20 protein-coding genes, 1 tRNA gene and 2 pseudogenes are annotated in these 17,895 nt (G+C 43.5%); 8 read left to right on the forward strand and 15 right to left on the reverse strand.

Annotated elements, in window-relative coordinates; all coding sequences use genetic code 11:
• Positions 1-5: 5 nt before the first annotated feature.
• From M654_RS19690 to M654_RS19720, 7 genes are all read right to left on the reverse strand, one after another.
• Positions 6-1,895: an ABC-F family ATP-binding cassette domain-containing protein gene (locus M654_RS19690; RefSeq protein WP_026589632.1), complete on the reverse strand. Its 1,890-nt coding sequence runs from the start codon at positions 1,893-1,895 to the stop codon at positions 6-8.
• An 82-nt stretch (positions 1,896-1,977) separates the two neighbouring features.
• Entirely contained in the window at positions 1,978-3,402 is a 1,425-nt protein-coding gene (locus M654_RS19695; protein WP_026589633.1) for an SLC13 family permease, read from the reverse strand.
• Positions 3,403-3,561: 159 nt separating this feature from the next.
• A complete protein-coding gene (locus tag M654_RS19700; protein WP_026589634.1) occupies positions 3,562-4,413 on the reverse strand; it encodes a methyl-accepting chemotaxis protein in 852 nt (283 codons plus the stop codon).
• Positions 4,414-4,428: 15 nt separating this feature from the next.
• Positions 4,429-5,886 (reverse strand): benzaldehyde dehydrogenase, encoded by a 1,458-nt coding sequence (locus M654_RS19705; protein WP_026589635.1) that lies wholly within the window; start codon positions 5,884-5,886, stop codon positions 4,429-4,431.
• Between the two features lie 324 nt (positions 5,887-6,210).
• Entirely contained in the window at positions 6,211-6,369 is a 159-nt protein-coding gene (locus M654_RS19710; protein ID WP_163170568.1) for a hypothetical protein, read from the reverse strand.
• Positions 6,370-6,437: 68 nt separating this feature from the next.
• Positions 6,438-7,157 (reverse strand): YebC/PmpR family DNA-binding transcriptional regulator, encoded by a 720-nt coding sequence (locus M654_RS19715; RefSeq protein WP_026589636.1) that lies wholly within the window; start codon positions 7,155-7,157, stop codon positions 6,438-6,440.
• Between the two features lie 111 nt (positions 7,158-7,268).
• The gene (locus M654_RS19720) at positions 7,269-8,186 is read right to left on the reverse strand and encodes a DMT family transporter (protein ID WP_026589637.1); all 918 of its coding nucleotides are present in this window, start codon (positions 8,184-8,186) and stop codon (positions 7,269-7,271) included.
• A gap of 196 nt (positions 8,187-8,382) precedes the next feature.
• Here M654_RS19720 and M654_RS19725 point away from each other — a divergent pair, with 196 nt between their 5' ends.
• Positions 8,383-8,544: a hypothetical protein gene (locus tag M654_RS19725; protein WP_163170569.1), complete on the forward strand. Its 162-nt coding sequence runs from the start codon at positions 8,383-8,385 to the stop codon at positions 8,542-8,544.
• Between the two features lie 13 nt (positions 8,545-8,557).
• Here the strand turns inward: M654_RS19725 and M654_RS19730 are convergent.
• From M654_RS19730 to M654_RS19750, 5 genes and pseudogenes are all read right to left on the reverse strand, one after another.
• Positions 8,558-8,845 (reverse strand): annotated as a pseudogene (locus M654_RS19730) (nuclear transport factor 2 family protein); the annotation flags it as partial.
• Positions 8,846-8,989: 144 nt separating this feature from the next.
• Entirely contained in the window at positions 8,990-9,112 is a 123-nt protein-coding gene (locus M654_RS19735; RefSeq protein WP_026589638.1) for a PhrK family phosphatase-inhibitory pheromone, read from the reverse strand.
• A complete protein-coding gene (locus tag M654_RS19740) occupies positions 9,109-10,221 on the reverse strand; it encodes a Rap family tetratricopeptide repeat protein (protein WP_026589639.1) in 1,113 nt (370 codons plus the stop codon). Before M654_RS19740 ends, M654_RS19735 begins: the two co-directional genes overlap by 4 nt.
• Before the next feature lie 878 nt (positions 10,222-11,099).
• Positions 11,100-11,330, reverse strand: a complete 231-nt coding sequence (locus tag M654_RS19745) for a hypothetical protein (RefSeq protein WP_026589640.1) — start codon at positions 11,328-11,330, stop codon at positions 11,100-11,102.
• Entirely contained in the window at positions 11,331-11,591 is a 261-nt protein-coding gene (locus tag M654_RS19750; RefSeq protein ID WP_035428779.1) for a glutaredoxin family protein, read from the reverse strand. It lies immediately after the preceding gene.
• Positions 11,592-11,738: 147 nt separating this feature from the next.
• On the opposite strand from M654_RS19750, the gene M654_RS19755 reads away from it, so the two are divergent.
• The 3 genes from M654_RS19755 (at position 11,739) to M654_RS19765 (ending at position 12,778) form a co-directional block, all read left to right on the forward strand.
• Positions 11,739-11,897: a hypothetical protein gene (locus M654_RS19755; RefSeq protein WP_163170570.1), complete on the forward strand. Its 159-nt coding sequence runs from the start codon at positions 11,739-11,741 to the stop codon at positions 11,895-11,897.
• 58 nt (positions 11,898-11,955) lie between these two features.
• Positions 11,956-12,029: transfer RNA gene (locus M654_RS19760), tRNA-Cys, on the forward strand.
• A gap of 26 nt (positions 12,030-12,055) precedes the next feature.
• Positions 12,056-12,778, forward strand: coding sequence for a phospholipase A2 family protein (locus M654_RS19765; protein ID WP_035428781.1), 723 nt, complete (start codon positions 12,056-12,058; stop codon positions 12,776-12,778).
• Between the two features lie 381 nt (positions 12,779-13,159).
• Here the strand turns inward: M654_RS19765 and M654_RS19770 are convergent, their stop codons facing one another.
• Positions 13,160-13,300, reverse strand: a complete 141-nt coding sequence (locus tag M654_RS19770; RefSeq protein WP_035428783.1) for a YvrJ family protein — start codon at positions 13,298-13,300, stop codon at positions 13,160-13,162.
• A gap of 277 nt (positions 13,301-13,577) precedes the next feature.
• Between M654_RS19770 and M654_RS19775 the strand changes: the two genes are divergently transcribed.
• The 3 genes from M654_RS19775 to M654_RS19785 all read left to right on the forward strand — a co-directional run bounded on the left by M654_RS19775 (position 13,578) and on the right by M654_RS19785 (position 14,451).
• Positions 13,578-13,862: a hypothetical protein gene (locus M654_RS19775; protein ID WP_152521013.1), complete on the forward strand. Its 285-nt coding sequence runs from the start codon at positions 13,578-13,580 to the stop codon at positions 13,860-13,862.
• A gap of 114 nt (positions 13,863-13,976) precedes the next feature.
• On the forward strand, positions 13,977-14,258 hold the full coding sequence (locus M654_RS24445; RefSeq protein WP_026589642.1) for a sigma factor-like helix-turn-helix DNA-binding protein: 282 nt from the start codon (positions 13,977-13,979) through the stop codon (positions 14,256-14,258).
• Positions 14,248-14,451: a hypothetical protein gene (locus tag M654_RS19785; RefSeq protein WP_026589643.1), complete on the forward strand. Its 204-nt coding sequence runs from the start codon at positions 14,248-14,250 to the stop codon at positions 14,449-14,451. Before M654_RS24445 ends, M654_RS19785 begins: the two co-directional genes overlap by 11 nt.
• Before the next feature lie 532 nt (positions 14,452-14,983).
• Here the strand turns inward: M654_RS19785 and M654_RS19790 are convergent.
• Positions 14,984-15,898: a DUF5655 domain-containing protein gene (locus tag M654_RS19790; protein WP_026589644.1), complete on the reverse strand. Its 915-nt coding sequence runs from the start codon at positions 15,896-15,898 to the stop codon at positions 14,984-14,986.
• Positions 15,899-16,327: 429 nt separating this feature from the next.
• Positions 16,328-16,975, reverse strand: a pseudogene (locus tag M654_RS23980) (HNH endonuclease); the annotation flags it as partial.
• A 124-nt stretch (positions 16,976-17,099) separates the two neighbouring features.
• On the opposite strand from M654_RS23980, the gene M654_RS19800 reads away from it, so the two are divergent.
• The gene (locus tag M654_RS19800) at positions 17,100-17,786 is read left to right on the forward strand and encodes a hypothetical protein (RefSeq protein WP_051290481.1); all 687 of its coding nucleotides are present in this window, start codon (positions 17,100-17,102) and stop codon (positions 17,784-17,786) included.
• The last annotated feature ends 109 nt before the right edge of the window (positions 17,787-17,895 follow it).

The raw sequence follows: 17,895 nt of genomic DNA on the forward strand, positions 1-17,895 counted from the left end.
ATCCATTACGATTGTTCCAGCTCCTCGATCATCAGCGACAGCTCGGTCCAGCGCTCCATCGCTTCTTCAAGCTCGTCGGCTGTTTTGCTTTGCTCTTCCATCAGCGTCTGGATTTTGGCGAAGTCGCTTCCCGCTGCGGCGATTTCCTCTTCAAGCTGTTTATGCTTTTCTTCAAGGGCCGCGATTTTGTCTTCGATGCCTTCCCATTCGAGCTGATCTTTATAAGACAGCTTTTTCCTTTTCTTTTTCTCAGGCTTCACAGATTCGGCTGTTTCTTGAGAAACCTTCTCTCGGCTGATTTCCTTTTGTTTTTCCATGTATTCGCTGTATGACCCGTGAAAGCGCGAGACGGCTCCGTTTCCTTCAAAAACAAGCAGACGGTCGATGACACGGTCGAGGAAATAACGGTCATGGGATACCGTTACGACAACGCCGGGAAACTGTTCTAAGTAATCCTCCAGCACCCCGAGCGTCTCCGTGTCCAGATCGTTTGTCGGTTCATCGAGAAACAGGACGTTCGGCTCCTCCATCAGCACCTTCAACAAGTACAACCGCCGTTTTTCACCGCCGGAGAGCTTGTGGATAAAGTTGCGCTGCACACGGCGCGGAAAGAGGAACCGTTCCAGCATCTGCTCGGCGGTGATCACTTGACCGTCGGCCGTTTTAACGATTTCAGCCGTCCCTTTGATATATTCGATCACTTGCAGCGAATCATCCATTTCACTGTGGTCCTGCGTATAATAACCGATTCGGACCGTCTGGCCGATCGTGATGCGGCCCGCATCAGGCTCAAGACGACCGGCAAGCGCGTTTAACAGCGTCGTCTTGCCGATTCCGTTCGGCCCGATGATGCCGATTCGATCTCCAGGAATGATCAGCTCATCGAATGATGTGACAAGCTGTTTCCCGCCGCGGCTGATCTCGACCGCTTCAGCTTCGATCACCTGCTTTCCGAGGCGGTGGGAGCCGATCGCAAAATCAAGCGTCGCGCTCGTTTCCAGCGCATCCTGCCCTTTCAATTCCTCCACGCGCTGAATTCGCGCTTTCTGTTTTGTCGAACGGGCCTTTGCTCCCCTCCTGAGCCAAGCAAGCTCCCTTCTCAATAAGTTCTGCCGCTTCGTTTCGTTTTGCTCGGCGAGCGCTTCCCGTTCAGCCCTCTTTTCTAAAAACACTTCATAATTCCCTTTATACGTATACAGATGGCCGCGATCAAGCTCATAAATCCGGTTTGTCACGCGGTTGAGGAAATAGCGGTCATGGGTGACGAGCACGACTGAACCCGAATATCCGCTCAAATAGCCCTCAAGCCACTCGATCGTTTCATTGTCAAGATGGTTTGTCGGCTCATCCAAAATCAAAAGATCAGCCGGCTGAATGAGTGTTTTGGCAATCGCGACACGCTTTTTCTGTCCTCCGGAAAGGTGTCTCACTTCTTTGGTCACATCTGCAACGCCAAGCTTGGTCAAAATCGTTTTCGCCGCCGTGTTCGCGTCCCAGGCGCCGTGCTCATCCATTCTGCCTTGAGCGGCCAAAAGGTTTTCCTGTTTTTTCGGATCAGCGGGAGACGCGTTCAGTTCCTGCAACGCTTTCTCATATGAAGCAATCGTTCGCATCATCACGGAATCGCCTGCATAGATGTGCTCCAGCACCGTTTCAGACCCATCCAAATCAGGATCTTGATCGAGATACTCGATTTGCAGGCTGCCCGGTTTCACAATCTCCCCTTGTTCCGTCGACTCGAAGCCGGCAATCACTTTCAGCAGGCTGCTTTTTCCCGTCCCATTCGGTCCGATCAAGCCGATTCGCTCATTTTCTTCAATATGAAACGATATATGATCAAATAATGTCTTGTCTCCGTATGTTTTATATAAACCTTCAGCTTTAAAAATACTCATCTATTCTACCAATCCTTACGTCATGTCATACTATTATTTTAATGTAGTTGATAAAAGAAAACTAGTGAGAGGTTTACAAGTTTTACTGCAGGACAACCGGGAGCCAAACATAAACGCTGATGACGATGATCAACACACCGGCGATATTCAGCCAAAACCCCGCCTTGATCATATCCTTCATGCTTAAAACATTGGCGCTGAACACTGCGGCGTTCGGCGGGGTGGAAATCGGAAGCATGAAGGCGCAGGATGACGCGAGTGCCGCCGCGGCCATCAGCCCGTACGGCTCGACTTGAAGCGCCGCTCCCAAGCCGACGGTCATCGGAATCACCATATTGGCGACAGCGGTATTGGACATGATTTCCGTCATGAATAAAATCGCCGCCGTTAACACGATCAAAACAAACAGGTATGGATGACCATCCAACAGCTTGAGCTTACCGCTGATCCACGCCGTTAAGTTCGTGGCGGAAAATCCCGATGCAAGCGACAGTCCGCCGCCAAACAAGAGAAGCAGGCCCCAAGGCAGCGTCTGCATATCCTTCCACTCCAAGATCCGCTCACCGCGGGCACTTGGAATGAGAAACAGCAAAACCGCTCCCAAAATCGCGATCGATGTGTCTGACAGCTGAAACGGGAGCAAAAATTTGAACATCCATAAAAAAGCGGTCGCCAAAAACACGGCGAATACCGATTTTTCCTCTTTTGTCATCGCGCCGAGCGCCTTCAGATCATGATCGATAAACCCGGGCTTTTTACCTGAAAAACGGCTGACTTTAAACTGCACCTTCGTTAAATAAAAATAAAGAATGATCAAAAAAAGAACGGAAACCGGAAAACCGAACAAAAACCATTCAAAAAACATAATCTCACGGTTCAGCATCTGTCTGGACATCGCCGCAAACACGGCGTTCGGCACCGATCCGACCAGAGTGGCGAGACCGCCGATCGATGCCGCATAAGCGACGGCCAGCAATATGCTTTTGCTGAATTTCTGCAGGGAACCCCCTTTTAAGATCTCTTTTTCCTGCACTTCTTTGATAATGGCGAGCGCAACCGGCAGCATCATCAGCGCTGTGGCGGCATTGGAAATCCACATCGATAAAAACGCCGTCGAAAGCATCACCCCAAGCACGATCCGATGGCTTTCCGCCCCGATCCGCTTTAAAATATGCAAGGCCATCCGCTTGTGAAGATTCCATTTCTCAATCGCGATGGCAATGATAAAACCACCCATGTACATAAACACGATCGGGTCGCCGTATGCCTTGGCCGTCGTTTCCATATCGAGGCCGCCCAATGTGGGCATCAGAATGATCGGCAACAATGACGCAGCCGGAATCGGCACGGCTTCGGTGATCCACCACACGGCGGTCCAAACCGTCACAGCAAGAACGACCCGCGGTGCATAAGCAAGCTCCGCCTCGGGCATCAGGCCAATGATCAGCAAAAAACCAATCGGCCCCAACAATAATCCGGCCAGCTTCGTCGGTGTATAGACGTTCATATATCCCTTCCTCCCCCTTGAAAGCGGTTTCTGTTATCACTTTCGATTTAGGTTGGAAAAATTCCTCCAAAAAATTTAAAATAAAATTTTAATTATTGGAATGGATTGCAAGAAAGAAATTCGCAAAAAAAGCCGCCGGCATCGGCAGCTTTCGTTTCTTTAGTCTTCAAAATGATGTTCAGCCATTTTCGCGAGGTTTTGCGCATTGCTGCTGATTTCCTGCATCGTTGCGGAAATTTGTTCGACACCCGCAGCCTGGCCGCTTGTATGTTCATTGATGACTTCGATTGACTGTTCAAGGTCTTTTAATAAAGCGTGGATCTTTTTGGTGATTTGATCAATTTGACCGACGTTTTCTTTTGAATGTGTCGCAAGCTTTCTGATCTCATCGGCCACGACGGAGAACCCTTTTCCTGATTCACCCGCTCTCGCCGCTTCGATCGCCGCATTCAGCCCCAAGAGATTGCTTTGATCGGAGATGCCTTTGACGGTGACAGAAATTTTTTCGATTTCGCCGGCGCTTTCGCTTACTTCCTTCGCCTGCTTGGAGATATCGGACATTTGGCCGGAAAATCCGCTCACGGATTCAGCGATATCCTGAATCGCTGATGCCGTCTGTTCGACGATGACGGATAAACTCTCGGCGACGCGGTGAAGCTGGTCCGATTTTTCCAGGCTTGTGCCGAGTCCGACGCCGCCGATGACCCTTCCGTTCTCATCATGCAGGGGAATCGCTCTGGCGGCAAGCGGGAAGCCGAACAGCTCCTTTGGCACCATGCTCGTTTGCTTTTTGTTTTGGCGGATGGCGTTTGTAATAATGTCCCCTTCCTGCAATGGATCGCCTGGTTTAACGTTCAGGGAAAAGGTCTTGCCGGGAATGTTGATGATCAGCTTTTCTGTATCATAAATGCCGACTGTCACATCATCCTGGATCAGCTGATTCAGGAATGGCGCGACTTTGACAAAAGCATCCAGAAGCGGATGGATGTCTGTTTTGACTGCTTCACTCATGTTTCAAACCTCCTACTAGTATGGGAAAACTCGTTTTTGATGCTGGACGGAGATCCACTTTAACGTCGTGAATTCTTCCAGGCTCCATTCGCCGTTCAGCCTGCCGAGCCCTGATTGTTTTTCTCCGCCGAAAGCGACATGCGGCTCATCGTTGATCGTCGTGTCATTGATATGAATCATGCCCGTCTCAATCTGCTGGGCGATGGCCACGCCGCGCTCAACATTTCCTGTATGTACGGCCCCGCTCAGCCCGAATGGCGTATCATTTGCGATCTGAATCGCTTCTTCCTCTGTCTCAAACGGGATGACGCATACAACCGGACCAAACAGCTCCTCTTTCGTAATCGACATGCCGGGCTTCACATCCGTCAAGATCGTCGGTTCGACGAGATTGCCTTTGATGTCGCCTTTGATCAGCGGGACAGCGCCCTCTTCGATTGCGTTTTCAACAGCTTTTCTTAAAAGCTCCGCCTGGCGTTCATGAATGACGGGCCCGATAATCGTTTCAGGGTCCATCGGATCACCTGTCTTAAAAGCGGACACCTTTTGATAAAACGATGTTAAAAACTCGGGATAGACCTCTTTTTGGACGAGAATCCGGTTGGCTGACATGCAGATTTGCCCCTGATGGGTGAACCGGCTGAAGGACGCCGCATTGACCGCATATTCCAAGTCGGCATCCTCAAGAACGATCAGGGCGCTGTTTCCGCCAAGCTCAAGCAGCGGTTTTTTGAAATGTTTAACAGCCAGCTGGCCGATATGGCTGCCGACCTTCGTTGATCCGGTAAACGAGATGATCCTCGGAATCGGATGCTCAACGAAGCTGTCGCCGATTTCTGCGATATCCGTCACAACGACATTCAGCAGGCCTTGCGGAAGTCCGGCTTCCTCAAAAATCTTGGCAATCAATGTGCCCCCGCATATCGGCGTCTCCTCATGCGGCTTTAGCACAACGCCATTGCCCGCGCCAAGCGCCGGGGCCACCGATTTGACGGATAAAAAGAACGGAAAATTAAACGGACTGATGACACCGACCACACCGGCCGGAATCCGGTAAAGCCGATTTTCTTTTCCCTCAACAGGTGAAGGCAGAATCCTCCCCTCCATTTTGAGCGGGAACCCCGCGGCTTCTTTGATCATATTGATGACGAGATCAATTTCAAACGCCGCTTTCAGTCTGGTTCCGCCAAGCTCTTCCATAATCAGATACACGATGGCTTCTTTATGTTCTTCAATATAAGCGGCGGCTTTTTCTAAAATCGCCCTTTTTTCATACGGGCCGACGCGATCCCATTTCTTTTTCGCTTCCAAAGCTGACTTGTAAGCCTCATCGACATCATCCGGGGTCGCCTTGCGAAACGTTGTGATTGTTTTATGGGTAAAAGGATTAAGATCGGCGAGAATGCTTTCACTGCGGCCGTCCTTCCATTCCCCTCCTATGTATTGATGGTTGAGGTCATTTATTCGAAACATTCGGGGCATCTTCCTCTCATACAATTTTGGGAAAAGTTAGACTACAATATATGTATCGGCATTCTTGCAAAAAAATTCAATCTGATAGGACTTCTGGCACAAAAAAGATATGACGGTGCGATATCGGTAAAATTTAGTTGAGGTAAAAATAAGGATGAACCCAAGGAAATTGTTGCGATATCCTTTAACCTTGACACGATCATTCTGCTTAAAAAGCTGATTCCCGTTCCTTGAATGTCATCATTGATTATGCTGATATCCGAGAATTGTCGCTGTCTTAAGCCTGGCCGAAATCTTCCTAATGCCCCATTCACCCATTCGTGGTTATTTCCCAGGTAATTCGGATTGTTCAGCAGTTCTATGTTTTCGTTTCGGGATCAAGGATTTGGATGAATACCGGCGGCCGCGGCTCATTCCGATTGCAGCTTCAACGCCGTGGATACGGCGGCCGCGCGCCACGACAGAATCATAGACGACCGGCATAAAAAAACCCCGCAAATGTAAAACTTACATTTGCGGGGCCTTTCATTTCCGGCGGTTTGCTTTTTCGTTTACGCGCCTAAATCAACATTATGATAGACTTGCTGCACATCCTCCAAATCTTCCAGCGCATCGATCAGTTTTTCAAACTGCGCCTGCGCGTCTTCCGGAAGTGTGACATCGTTTTGCGCGAGCATGGTCAGCTCTGCGACGGTGAATTCTTCAATACCGGCGTTTTTCAGCGCTTCCTGCACGGCATGGAACTGATCAGGCTCGGCATAGACGATCACCGCCTCGTCTTCTTCTAAAATATCGCGGACATCGATATCCGCTTCCATCAGCAATTCGAGCGTTTCATCAGCCGTTTTTCCTTCAAAGCCGATGACGGCTGTCGGGTCAAACATGTAAGCGACAGAGCCGCTCACACCCATATTGCCGCCGTTTTTGCCAAACGTTGAGCGCACATCCGCCGCCGTCCGGTTGACATTGTTCGTCAAGGCGTCAACGATCACCATCGCTCCGTTCGGTCCGAATCCTTCATAGCGAAGCTCGTCATAGTTTTCTTCAGAACCGCCCTTCGCCTTTTCAATCGCCCGCTCGATAATCGCTTTCGGGACATTGTATGTTTTGGCGCGCTCAAGCACGAACTTCAGCGCCTGGTTTGCCTCAGGATCGGGCTCTCCCTGCTTTGCCGCCACATAGATTTCCCGGCCAAACTTGGCGTAAATCCGGCTTGTATTGGCATCCTTCGACGCTTTCTTTTCTTTTATATTGTTCCACTTACGGCCCATGATACTACCACTCTCTTTCAACATTGAATTCACAAAATCTATTATACCGCAGCCTTTGGCGAATTCATTATATTGATGCATCAAATTTGCGACATTTTATTGGAAATCCTGCTAGGATGCGAGATGTTGGCTATCCTTTGCCGTTTCTTTCTTCAAAACCGTGACAAAAATGCCGCCAATCACAAACGCCACACCGAGCATATGGATGAAGGTGAACTGCTCCTTGAGGATGATCCCTGACAGCGCAACAGCCGAAACAGGCAGCACCGAGGTGAAAATCCCGGAAATCCCTGCCGGCACCTTTGTCACCCCGCTGTACCACAAGTAGAAAGCAAGCACCGTGACGATCAGCGCATAATACAGCACATATGACCAATCAACGATCCCAGGCGCGCTAAAGTCGAACGACAGCGCTTCGTAAGCCGCAAACGGCAGGAAAAACAAAAACCCGAAAAGCGAGACAAACGTCGAAATCGCCAATGCGGAAATGTGAGGCGACAGCATTTTCGCCAGCAGTGTAAACAGTGCTTCCCCAACGACAGCGGCAGCGACCAGGAGGTTTCCTAGCAAAGCGTGCGGATTGCCTCCGTCTCCGCCCGCTCCAAACAGATTGATCGTCATCACGCCCATAACAGCGAGCACGATCCCGAGCGCCATCCGCTTTTCTATTTTCTCTTTCAACAAAAAGAAAGCCAAAATCCCGACCGCCATCGGCGTGGTGCTTGTGATGATCCCGCTTTCCATCCCCGTCGTCATGCCGACGCCGTAAAGCAGGCAGATGCTGAACAAAAAAACGCCTGTAAAAGACTGTATCAGCAACACAAAAACGTCTTTTTTCGTTAGCGCGGGAAAGCCTTTTTCAAAGCAAAATAAAAGGATCACCAAGACAATGGCAGCGATCAAAAACCTGAGGCCTGACGATAGAAACACCGGAATCGTTTCCACCATCAGCTTGCCGACGACGACCGAGCTGCCGACGATCGCCATCGCGAGAGCGAGCGATATGTAAGCCGTCAATTGCTTCCGCATGTCCTTCTTCTCCTGTCTTTATGGATTTCATTCATGTTTACATATTGATTTAGTTTATCAAATATCAGGTGATTGTTTTTGTTATTCCAGCTTAATTTTTCATAAAATTTGCAAGCCGACATGGAAAATAATGCATAAACATGAGCAGCTGAGAAATACTAAGGTTGTACACATCATGGAAAGGAGCTTGTTCACCATGAATAAAAACGACCTGCAGGAATGCATCACCGAATGCGAAAGCGCATTGACCCATTTGCATCACGCATTAAACAAGGTTCATGACGAAGCAAAGCCAAAGATGGAACATGCGGTAAAAGACTTGGAAGAATGTGTGGCGGAATGCCGGAGTCATTTGTAAAGAAAGACCTGATTCAGGAAATTGCCCTTCCCGAATCAGGTCTTTTTTGATGGGAAGCCTTTTTCGGCGTCCCTTGATGAAAACACATGCGCCACCTGCCATCAACCCGCTTCCAGATTGAACTGCGCAGCGTTTCCTGCTTTCTCGTCTGATCCTTTAAACGGTATGTGGCAAGCACAACACCATCATCCGCCAAAGGACGCACCGCAAAATCAGCGATCCCCATCTTTCTCACACCGATCCCCCCGGCTCCGAGACAATCCTGTTTGAAGCAGATGTCTCCCGAGCTGCCAAACTCGAAAAAGCCGTCTGTCTATAATGCCGCCAGCTGTTCCGGCGAGGAGTGGGTTTAATCATTGCTTTTCAAGTTGTATATTTCATTCAATGTTCTTCCTCTTTTGCTCTTTCTTTTTTTCTGCTAAAAAAAGAAGCCCTAAAAAGGACCTCAACCTCCAACAGGCAATTCCGCTACTTGAACACTGTCTGACGCCATAATGTGGCTTTGGGATAGAGCAGCTCCGCCTAAGACCACGGCTGTTAACGCTAAGCAAAGAATGATTTTTTTCATGACAATACCTCACTCCCTAATGATCTCATTTTGTTTTCGGCTGTCATTGCTATTTTAGCAAATTCCAGCGCTTCCTTGTAGTCTCCTTTCCTTTCGTAATGGCTTGAGATAAGCAATGAAAGGTCGCAGACGCCGTCTAAATCATTCATCTCTTCCAAGGCATGGATGTCATCTTTGATGGTCTTTGCGTTTTCATGACGATACAATTCATAAATAATGTTTATTTTCTTTTCATAAATCTTATTCCCGTTTTTCTCTAATTCCTTCTGTCCTTTTTGATAGTAGTACAGAGCCGCTTCTGTTTCTCCTATTTTGAAAAACTCCCTCACCAGCATGTACAGAGAGTTGATATAATAACTGGACGCACACCATTCGGAATTGCTCAACGCGTGCTGCACGGCGAGAATACAGTCCTGGGACCGGCCTGAATTCGAATAAAGAATGCTGATATTATGATGGAGCATCGCCTCTAAAAACGAATCGTCTATCTCTTTTGAAATTTCGATCGACTTTTGGAAATATCCTTCCGCATCTTGAAAACGCTGCATCTGCATATAATTTGTCCCCATGACAACCATGGAAATCGCCAGCTTCTTTTCGTACCCGTCATGCATGCTGTAAATATTCATCGCGTCTTTCGCGTAGTTCAAGGAAACCGCGTTCTGCCTGAGCGACATATACAGCCAGGACACTTTAAAATAAAACTCGGCCGCTTCGATTTTGTCGGGAATCTTCGCCAATCTTTTCTCGGCAACCTTATAAAGGCTGATCGCCCGCTCAACATTCTTGTTGTATGCCTCATGCATCGCCTCAAAAAAGTAGAAATAGTAATCAATCATATCATCCGTCTGTTCGATTGCGTTCGCTTGCGAATCATTGAAGTAAGACTGATGCGGCCGGCGCTCTCCCCTGGCATCAAAAAGCATCATCCGGTACCGCTCCTCAAGCAGCGAGAAATAGACGAGCACATTCTGATTCTCTTCCATCTCGGCAAACATCGACTTCGCCTCTTCAAAAAGATGCTTCGCCTGCTGAATATCATGCTTTTTAATGGCCAGATGGAATTCGTTCAACACCCCCGCCACCACTTCAGAAGCGACCTTCCCCATGCCGAACCCCTCATTTCATATTAGATTGTTAATCTTCTTTTTTATGATCTTATCATAGGGTTTGCATTTTGTAATGACCTTTTGTCAATTAATGAGAGATTTTTGTCAATCATTCGGTTTAAATGGAACCTGGCGCAACTCGATAGTTGATGCACCTCACCCTTCTCCTGTCTATTTAACCAGTGTTGCTATGTTATTCTGTTACTTAAAAAATGCAAGGGTAATCTATGAAGGGATATCAAGGGGGAGGAAAATTGGATTTTAATGATCGAAGTGTAGTGAGTGATATCTCAAATAATAGGACCAGGCAGCTCATGGAATAAGCAAAAAACTTACCTGTGACAGGGGAAAATTGGAAGTAAAAACCGTGGTTTAAGTTTTTGAGCGAGTATGAAACAATTGTTTTGGCGACATAAAACGCCCGGGACTAGTGAATTACACCCCCGAGCATGTCGCATTGCTTCGCCTGTTTATAGGCTCTGTGGCGCTTTTAGTGCTCGCTGTATTCGCCCGCATCCGCCTCCCATGGTGAAGGATGTTCTGATGATTTTATTGCCCGGGTTTTTAGGATTTTCTGCATCACACTCTGCTTAATATCGGTGAGCGCAGGGGTTGCCAGCTTGCTCGTTTCGACGACGCCTCTAATTTCCGGTGAAAGAGCCGGTTCATTTTTCAGCTTTGAACCATAGGGACTTCAGCATTTATCGGATTTACATTCTTCCGTATTGGTAGCTTCTAATTTCCACGGTCGATCCGCCCTTTTCTAGCCATTTCTCCGGTCAGTCGAATCTGATCACCTTTAGTAATGACAGTTATGCCTGATTATATCCGTTGAATAGTTATAACCAACAGTATAATCACCATAGAACAACTGAAATCTAATTACCATATATTTCATGGTGTAAAGGGCAACAGCAAAGCTTTACACCATATGCTTCTTCAATTGATTTTTTAACTGCTTTGAGGGCTTTTGAATACTCGTAAGCTATATCTTGGTAGGAACTCTTCTCTTTTTCAGAACAAGTATCAAGACATTTTGTTATCTTCAATAGATCAATTTTGATCTGATGGATCTTTCCAATATCCTGTTCAAATATACATCCAGCCATTTAAAACACCTTGATCGATTTTTCCATTGATAATACTTCACTGATTTTCTTGATATCCGCTCCTGAAATCTCATGCCTTCCTTCTGCTGTTTCAATCACAGTGTAAGGAGTGAAATTCACATTAAGACTTCTGAGCTCTCGAGCGGCAGCCTCATCATTTATAGCATCTCTTTCTATAAACTCCACGTTATTTTTCCATAGCCATTGTTTTAGAGCCTTACATGGATTACATGTCGGATTGATAAAAACTGTTATTTTCAAGGTTATTCCCTCCCCTTTTATTATTCAATATATAAAGGTGAAAAAACGGAGCCCAAAATCAAAAAATAAAAAAATTGTTTTCTTTTTGATTTTCTTCTCGCTTACTCCACCTTAATTAGTGCAGGCAATAGAAGGGAGGAAATTTAAATGGCTAAAGACCAAAACAAACAAGAAATGATTCTGCCTCAAAGCGAGTTAATATGTAAACCTGATCGAAGATGTTGTGGTTATGGAAGCGATTGTCCTGGTGAATTCAAAATTACCCCTGTAGGAGATGTGATCTTTAACCGGTGTGGCTGTTTTTAATAAAGATGTATCTTGCTATAAAAAGAGCGGGAACTAACCCTTCCCACTCTTTCTCTTAGGCGGCATAGCCAAGCGGTAAGGCGAAGGACTGCAACTCCTTGATCATCGGTTCGAATCCGATTGTCGCCTCCATAATAAAATTAAAGGAGATCGATAACATGGGGATCATGATTACGCCTTTAAACACTGACAAAAGGAACATCATTGTTGATGAACTCAATAACAGCGCAGACTTTGCTTTACTCGTTGCAGAGATCACTAAATATCAAGATGTGACAGAAACGGAGAAAACAGATTCATTTGAATTCACTTTCCTCTTTCCAGAGCAGGAAAAAGAGGTGAAAAAAGAAGCTCTCTTTGTAACATTAAATGACGAAACAATTGTCGAAGCGGTTAGGGAATCGTGCGGGAAATTACGAATCAAAGCTCACTATTCAGCAATTCTAGAGACTGGTGAGAAAGTTACTCGTCAAGCTGTTGTTTCAGATCGATCTGTTGTTAATGAGCTTGAGATTCCATTTGATGAACGATATTTTCAGTTTGTAGAGCACCTTAAACATCCAACAGGCGCAGAGGAGATTAATGCAGAAGACGTCTCAACACAAGCATGGTATGAAGGTTGTTTAGTCTTTGGTGATCCGGCTACAGGCTTTCATCATTATAAATGGTGTGGTGCTAAGTGTGGGAGCGGGACTCCAATCAACGCCTTAGACCGTTGCTGCCGAGCACATGATTATTGCTGGGCAAACTTCGGCAAGGGCGATGATGAATGTGATATGAACCTTTATCATTGTGCAAGCAAAACATCTGATCCGGGATGGTACATGGTTGCTACATTTGGATATGAGTGTGCAACCAGCGGTTTATTCGGCGTTTGCTAAATTAGATCCAATAAAAGAAGACTCTCCCAAAAAGAGTCTTCTTTTATGATACAAGTGTAAAGAAAAGACTGTAAACACCAAGCGAACTAACGGCAGAAGCTAGAACGCATATGGCAAGAAATAAGGTTGAATTAGAAAGACGTTTGAAGGAAAAAAGAACGGTTATGGATAAGATGATACTTGCTAGAAAAGAAAATAACCAAAAATAACCCACAATATTAAAGGGACTTACATAGCGGAACAAATAATTTGTTATATAGAAGAGGTTAATGATTAGGAATACGACCAGAAGTACCTTCTTCATATTTCCACCCCTTTCTAAATATGGAATGGATTCTCCACTTCATTTTAACAAAAAAAAGAAAAGATCCATAGGCCTTTTCACTTTTTTATGACGGATCTTAGATGATTTATTGCTTCCGTTAAGGATTCAATCTTTTTCTCAAAACGGAGAAGCAAATAAACTGCTAAAACTAACGGAAAGCCAAAGTTGCCAACGACCGTCATAATCTCCTCAAACATTGGATCATCCCCTATACATATTCAGTCAAATTCGATGTGATTCAATAAACCTAAAACGCAATAGTCAAAAGGGTATAGACAAGAATTGTCAAATATTAAATATATTCTCTTTCTAATTAAAGGTGAAATCTCCTCTGAAATACTCAAAAAGTTGTGTGAAGAACATATAGACAGAAAAATTTTCTTTCACGAGAAAAGAACATGAGTTCTGTTTTTTCATTTCTTTTTTTATTTTAACCGCTTTCTCGTCACCTTTTATTGTAAAGGGGGTTTTTATATGAAAAGTGAGTCCAGTGTTTCTGATGACTGCTTCTGTCAAAATTTCAACAAACATATTAATGCCGATGAAGCGCATCGTGACTTGGCGCAATTAAAAAGCCGCTTATCAGAAGTTAAGAAAAATCCGGTGATGAAGGAATTTTTAGAAGATCCAGACAACAATGAGATCTTTTATGTTGCCCTTAAGCATCCTACGAATAAAAACCTAGCCGCTTTAGATGAGAGGTTTAAGTCTTTTTATCGCATCAATCGCATTATTCGTTACCTATCTGGGTTTATTTGAAGATACCCAATCGATTATGACAAAAGGGTAAAAAGAAGAAACAACAGATATCAATTAATACTGAATAAGCCTCTCTCCGATTTTAAAGATGAACCCCAAAATGAAATAAGCGACATGATCTCTAACAACCAAAGTATTGATCCACTAGAACAAATTATATCTACTGAGCAATCCATTTTCCCAATATGCAACGAGCCACTAAATAAGGCAGTAAGTCATCTTACTCCGAAACAAGCAAAGATTCTGCAGCTATATTATGAAAAAGGATTTAGCAATAAAGTAATTGGATGGTTTTTTGGACAGACAGAGCAGAACATATCATACTGGCACAAAAAAACCTTAAAACATTTAAAAGAAGCCCTTGAAGTCCGAGGAGGGAGTATACATGAACCCTGAAAGAAACGAAGAAATCGAGTTCATTTTAAATCAATTGGAGGGCAAAATTAAAAAGCACATAAAGGAGACAGTCCTAGATGAAAGAGAAGATCTTTCACAAGAAATGAAACTAAAAATCATAGAAAAGCTGGATAACATGTTAGATGAAGCGGTACCGAGCTTTTTTGAATACACTAGAAAAATATGCAAGTAAAACAAGATCTCTTTTATGCCAGCAAACGACTAGACGATTGAGATATGACAATGTAAAACAATGTGGTGAGTTTGAGCCAAGATTGTGTAAAAAACAATTTAGGCTCTTCTTTTTAAAACCCCCTATTGATTAACAACACTTTCCCCACAGGATAAAAAAGGATTCTGAGAAAGACAAAACAGACAATTAGGAGATGCTTGCTAATAACAAATCGGCCCCTTTTTCAAAATAATAGTTTTCCTGTAAACGAGGAATATGACCGTTGTGTTCAACCAGCAGCTCTTTACCGTCAAAATCGGGAATATTTTCACCGGTTGTGATTTAGATTTCTTCGGTAGGGTCGAGTTTGCGCAGGTATTGGTCTAACTGGTAGTGGTTCATGAGGGCGGCCTCCTGGTTGGTGAATGGGTGGATTTTGATTTGAGAGGATCGTTAAATTTATGAATTCGATTTCGTACTTTATTATCCTGCCCGCTACTTAATTTTCTGTTTTCAAAACAGAAAAGAGCCTTTTTTATATGTGAAAAGGCTCTTAAACTTTATTTTTCTCATAAACTTGTTTAATCAAACCGATGATATATTCAACATGCTCTTCATCGCTGATTTGCACTTCATAATCGCCGTTTCCCCAGTGGCCGGTCTCAGAAACATCTCTCATTAAACCCGCCGGATCATCCAGCTCGCCCTTTTTGGTGTTGATCCAAATTTTCAAACCCCTTTTTAAGAGAAGAACATCTACCATGTTACGCTTATTAACAGTAAATGCGATATACAGCTTTGTCGCTTTGACTGATATGTTGTCACCTACATTTAAAATGTCTTCTTTGAACTGATGGTATAGGTCAATCACCTCATCAGGCTTGCGGATTAGATGATCTTCTTCAGTAAATACTTTGATTTCCCTGCTCACTTGTTCAATCGCTTCACTTTGATTCGAAATTGTGTTTATCGAACCCGATGTCCTATTTGGTCTGATAGGATTCATTTGTATCAGGTCATTTTCATACCTTTTAATTTCCCACAATTCCATTAGTAAATCTCTAAAATTAATGGATTCCTTTTGGTGTGTAGTAAACTCAGGCGAAATAAAGATAATCCTTGATTGTAACCAATCAATGCTATTCCTTTTCAAATGCCTTCCTTGATTTTCATTATATTCAAGAATGAAGTCTGCTTTGTTATTAAGCATGATGGACAAATAAGCATAGCCTTGGTCAATCACGCTTGAGTGCTTCTTATTTTTATATTCAATAATGACAAACGATTGCGTCTGATCATCAAATGCCAGCGTATCAAAGCCGGCAACTCGAAACTCAGACGCGATGAATTTAAGGCCCAACAATTGCTTTAAATTCTTTTCACAAAGCTGTTGTATGTCTTTTTCTTTCTTAAACGGTTTTTCCCGGATTTCTTTCAGATCTTGATGATGTAATTGAAATAGATACATGTCTAGGCTCCCTTACTTTCATTAGGAATAAACGACGTCATTTTCTACAAGCATCCTCTTTAACAATCCGCTCAGTTTATTCTCGCTGTCTGATAAACAATTCATATACACCGTCGACATGATGAAGGCCTTTCTTTATCCGCCTTGAAAGGTATGAACCCTTCCTCCATCGATAAACGTTTAACATCAGGTGATAACGCACGCTTGATGGCGCCGACTTGCATTTTAAAAGGGGTATGGCGCCAATGAGACTTTTTGCTTCATGATAAGCATTTCGGATGTTGTAGAAATGCTCATTGATCCATGTGGAGATGACCCTAGCCTAATTTCATTATATCGGCTACCCGCTTTTTGCTTGTCTGGTAAGAGTCAACTTGGATATGACCATTCCTTAAGCTAATCATATTAACATTTTTTATCTAGTAGATATCAATACATTCCTTTAAGATAAGAAAAAGTAATTTCAACTCCTATCTTTTTCAAGTGATCCTTCCGCTGATCATACAATTTTTTCAACAGTCTTTGCTTCTCCTCATCTTGACCATAATGAATAAGACGATGACAGTGTGGGCATAGGCTGACCAAGTTTGCCAGTTGATCTAAGTCATATTTGAACTACTCTTGCTTGGCGATAGGGATAAGATGATGACACTCAACATAAGGCATGTTGGTAGATTTAGAGATAAAAGTTTTGTGGGAATGGTCAATTTCACATGTATAGTTTGAAAGCATCATAGCTTTTGAGGCAAGACTTGCATTTCTTGTCCATTGCTTTTGACCACCTTGATTAATGATAGGTTGTGGACGTTCTCTCTTTTGATTGACTTCATATCCCACACTCGCATTCTCAGATATGATAAATGTTTGGGCTGCTAATTGATATTGCTCTTCGTTATTCCGGTCTTCTAAAAATTGGCCATCTTCCTGCAATAGAATAAAATCATTAAACTGTTCTATTGATCGATATCCGATAAGACCTTCTATTTCTTTGTATGTAACTAATAAAGCTTGTAAATCGCTTATGATGTCTTCTGAACTCGGAAAATTGCTAACATCATAAAAACGACCACATACATGTCTATAAATAGGGGTAATAACCTTTAAATAATTATGAATCTGGTTTCCAGAAAACACACAAAACGTCTAAAGTATTGAAGAATTTTTGTCGATAATTATAAAAGGATATTTAATGGAGGGAAAAATGAAAAGGTTATTGACATTAATGTTTGTAGTTACGGTATTAACCGCTTGTTCAAACCCAAATAAACAGCCAGAGGAAGAAAAAGCAGTTCATCAAACTAAGACAACATCGAATCAAAAAGAGAAGAAAATTAAAACGCATAAGCTGACTGATAAAGATAAACGTTTTATTCGGCTTATAAAAGATGGTGAATACGATAAAGTCATTAAAGAAACAAGCGATTTAAGGAACGTCTTTGAAAAAGATTATTATTTTATTGCATCTGTTTATAAAAAGGAAAAAGAATTAAAAGAAACACATTCAGGTACTTACGATGACTATTCTTATATGAGTGCCATGTTAGATAAAGTTGTTTATGTGGAAAATCATAATGATTTAAAAATAGAACAATTCAAAGAGATGAACGACAAAAGGTTGAAATCCGCGAAAAAAGAACAGGAAATTCTTGATGAAAAAGAAAGAAAAGAAGAAAAGAACGAAAAGCTTGACGCTATGAATGATCGAACAGCCAATCCGAAAGAGGTTTCAATTGGTATGACTACTGAAGAAGTGTTAACTGAAGGATGGGGTCGACCAATTGATATTAACACAACTGTCACAAGTAATGGTAAACGCGAGCAATGGGTCTACAAAGGAAACAAATATCTCTACTTTGAAGACGGTGTATTAACATCAATTCAATATTAACAACAAACACTCCCCTATTACTAAAGGGAGAGTGTTTTTAATTTGTTTAAAACAATCAATCCTGCTTTTACGCAAATGAAAAAACAAAAAATTTGTGAAGAATTTAACG

The organism is Bacillus sp. NSP9.1 (assembly GCF_000465465.2).
Classification (GTDB): Bacteria; Bacillota; Bacilli; order Bacillales; family Bacillaceae; genus Bacillus; species Bacillus sonorensis_A.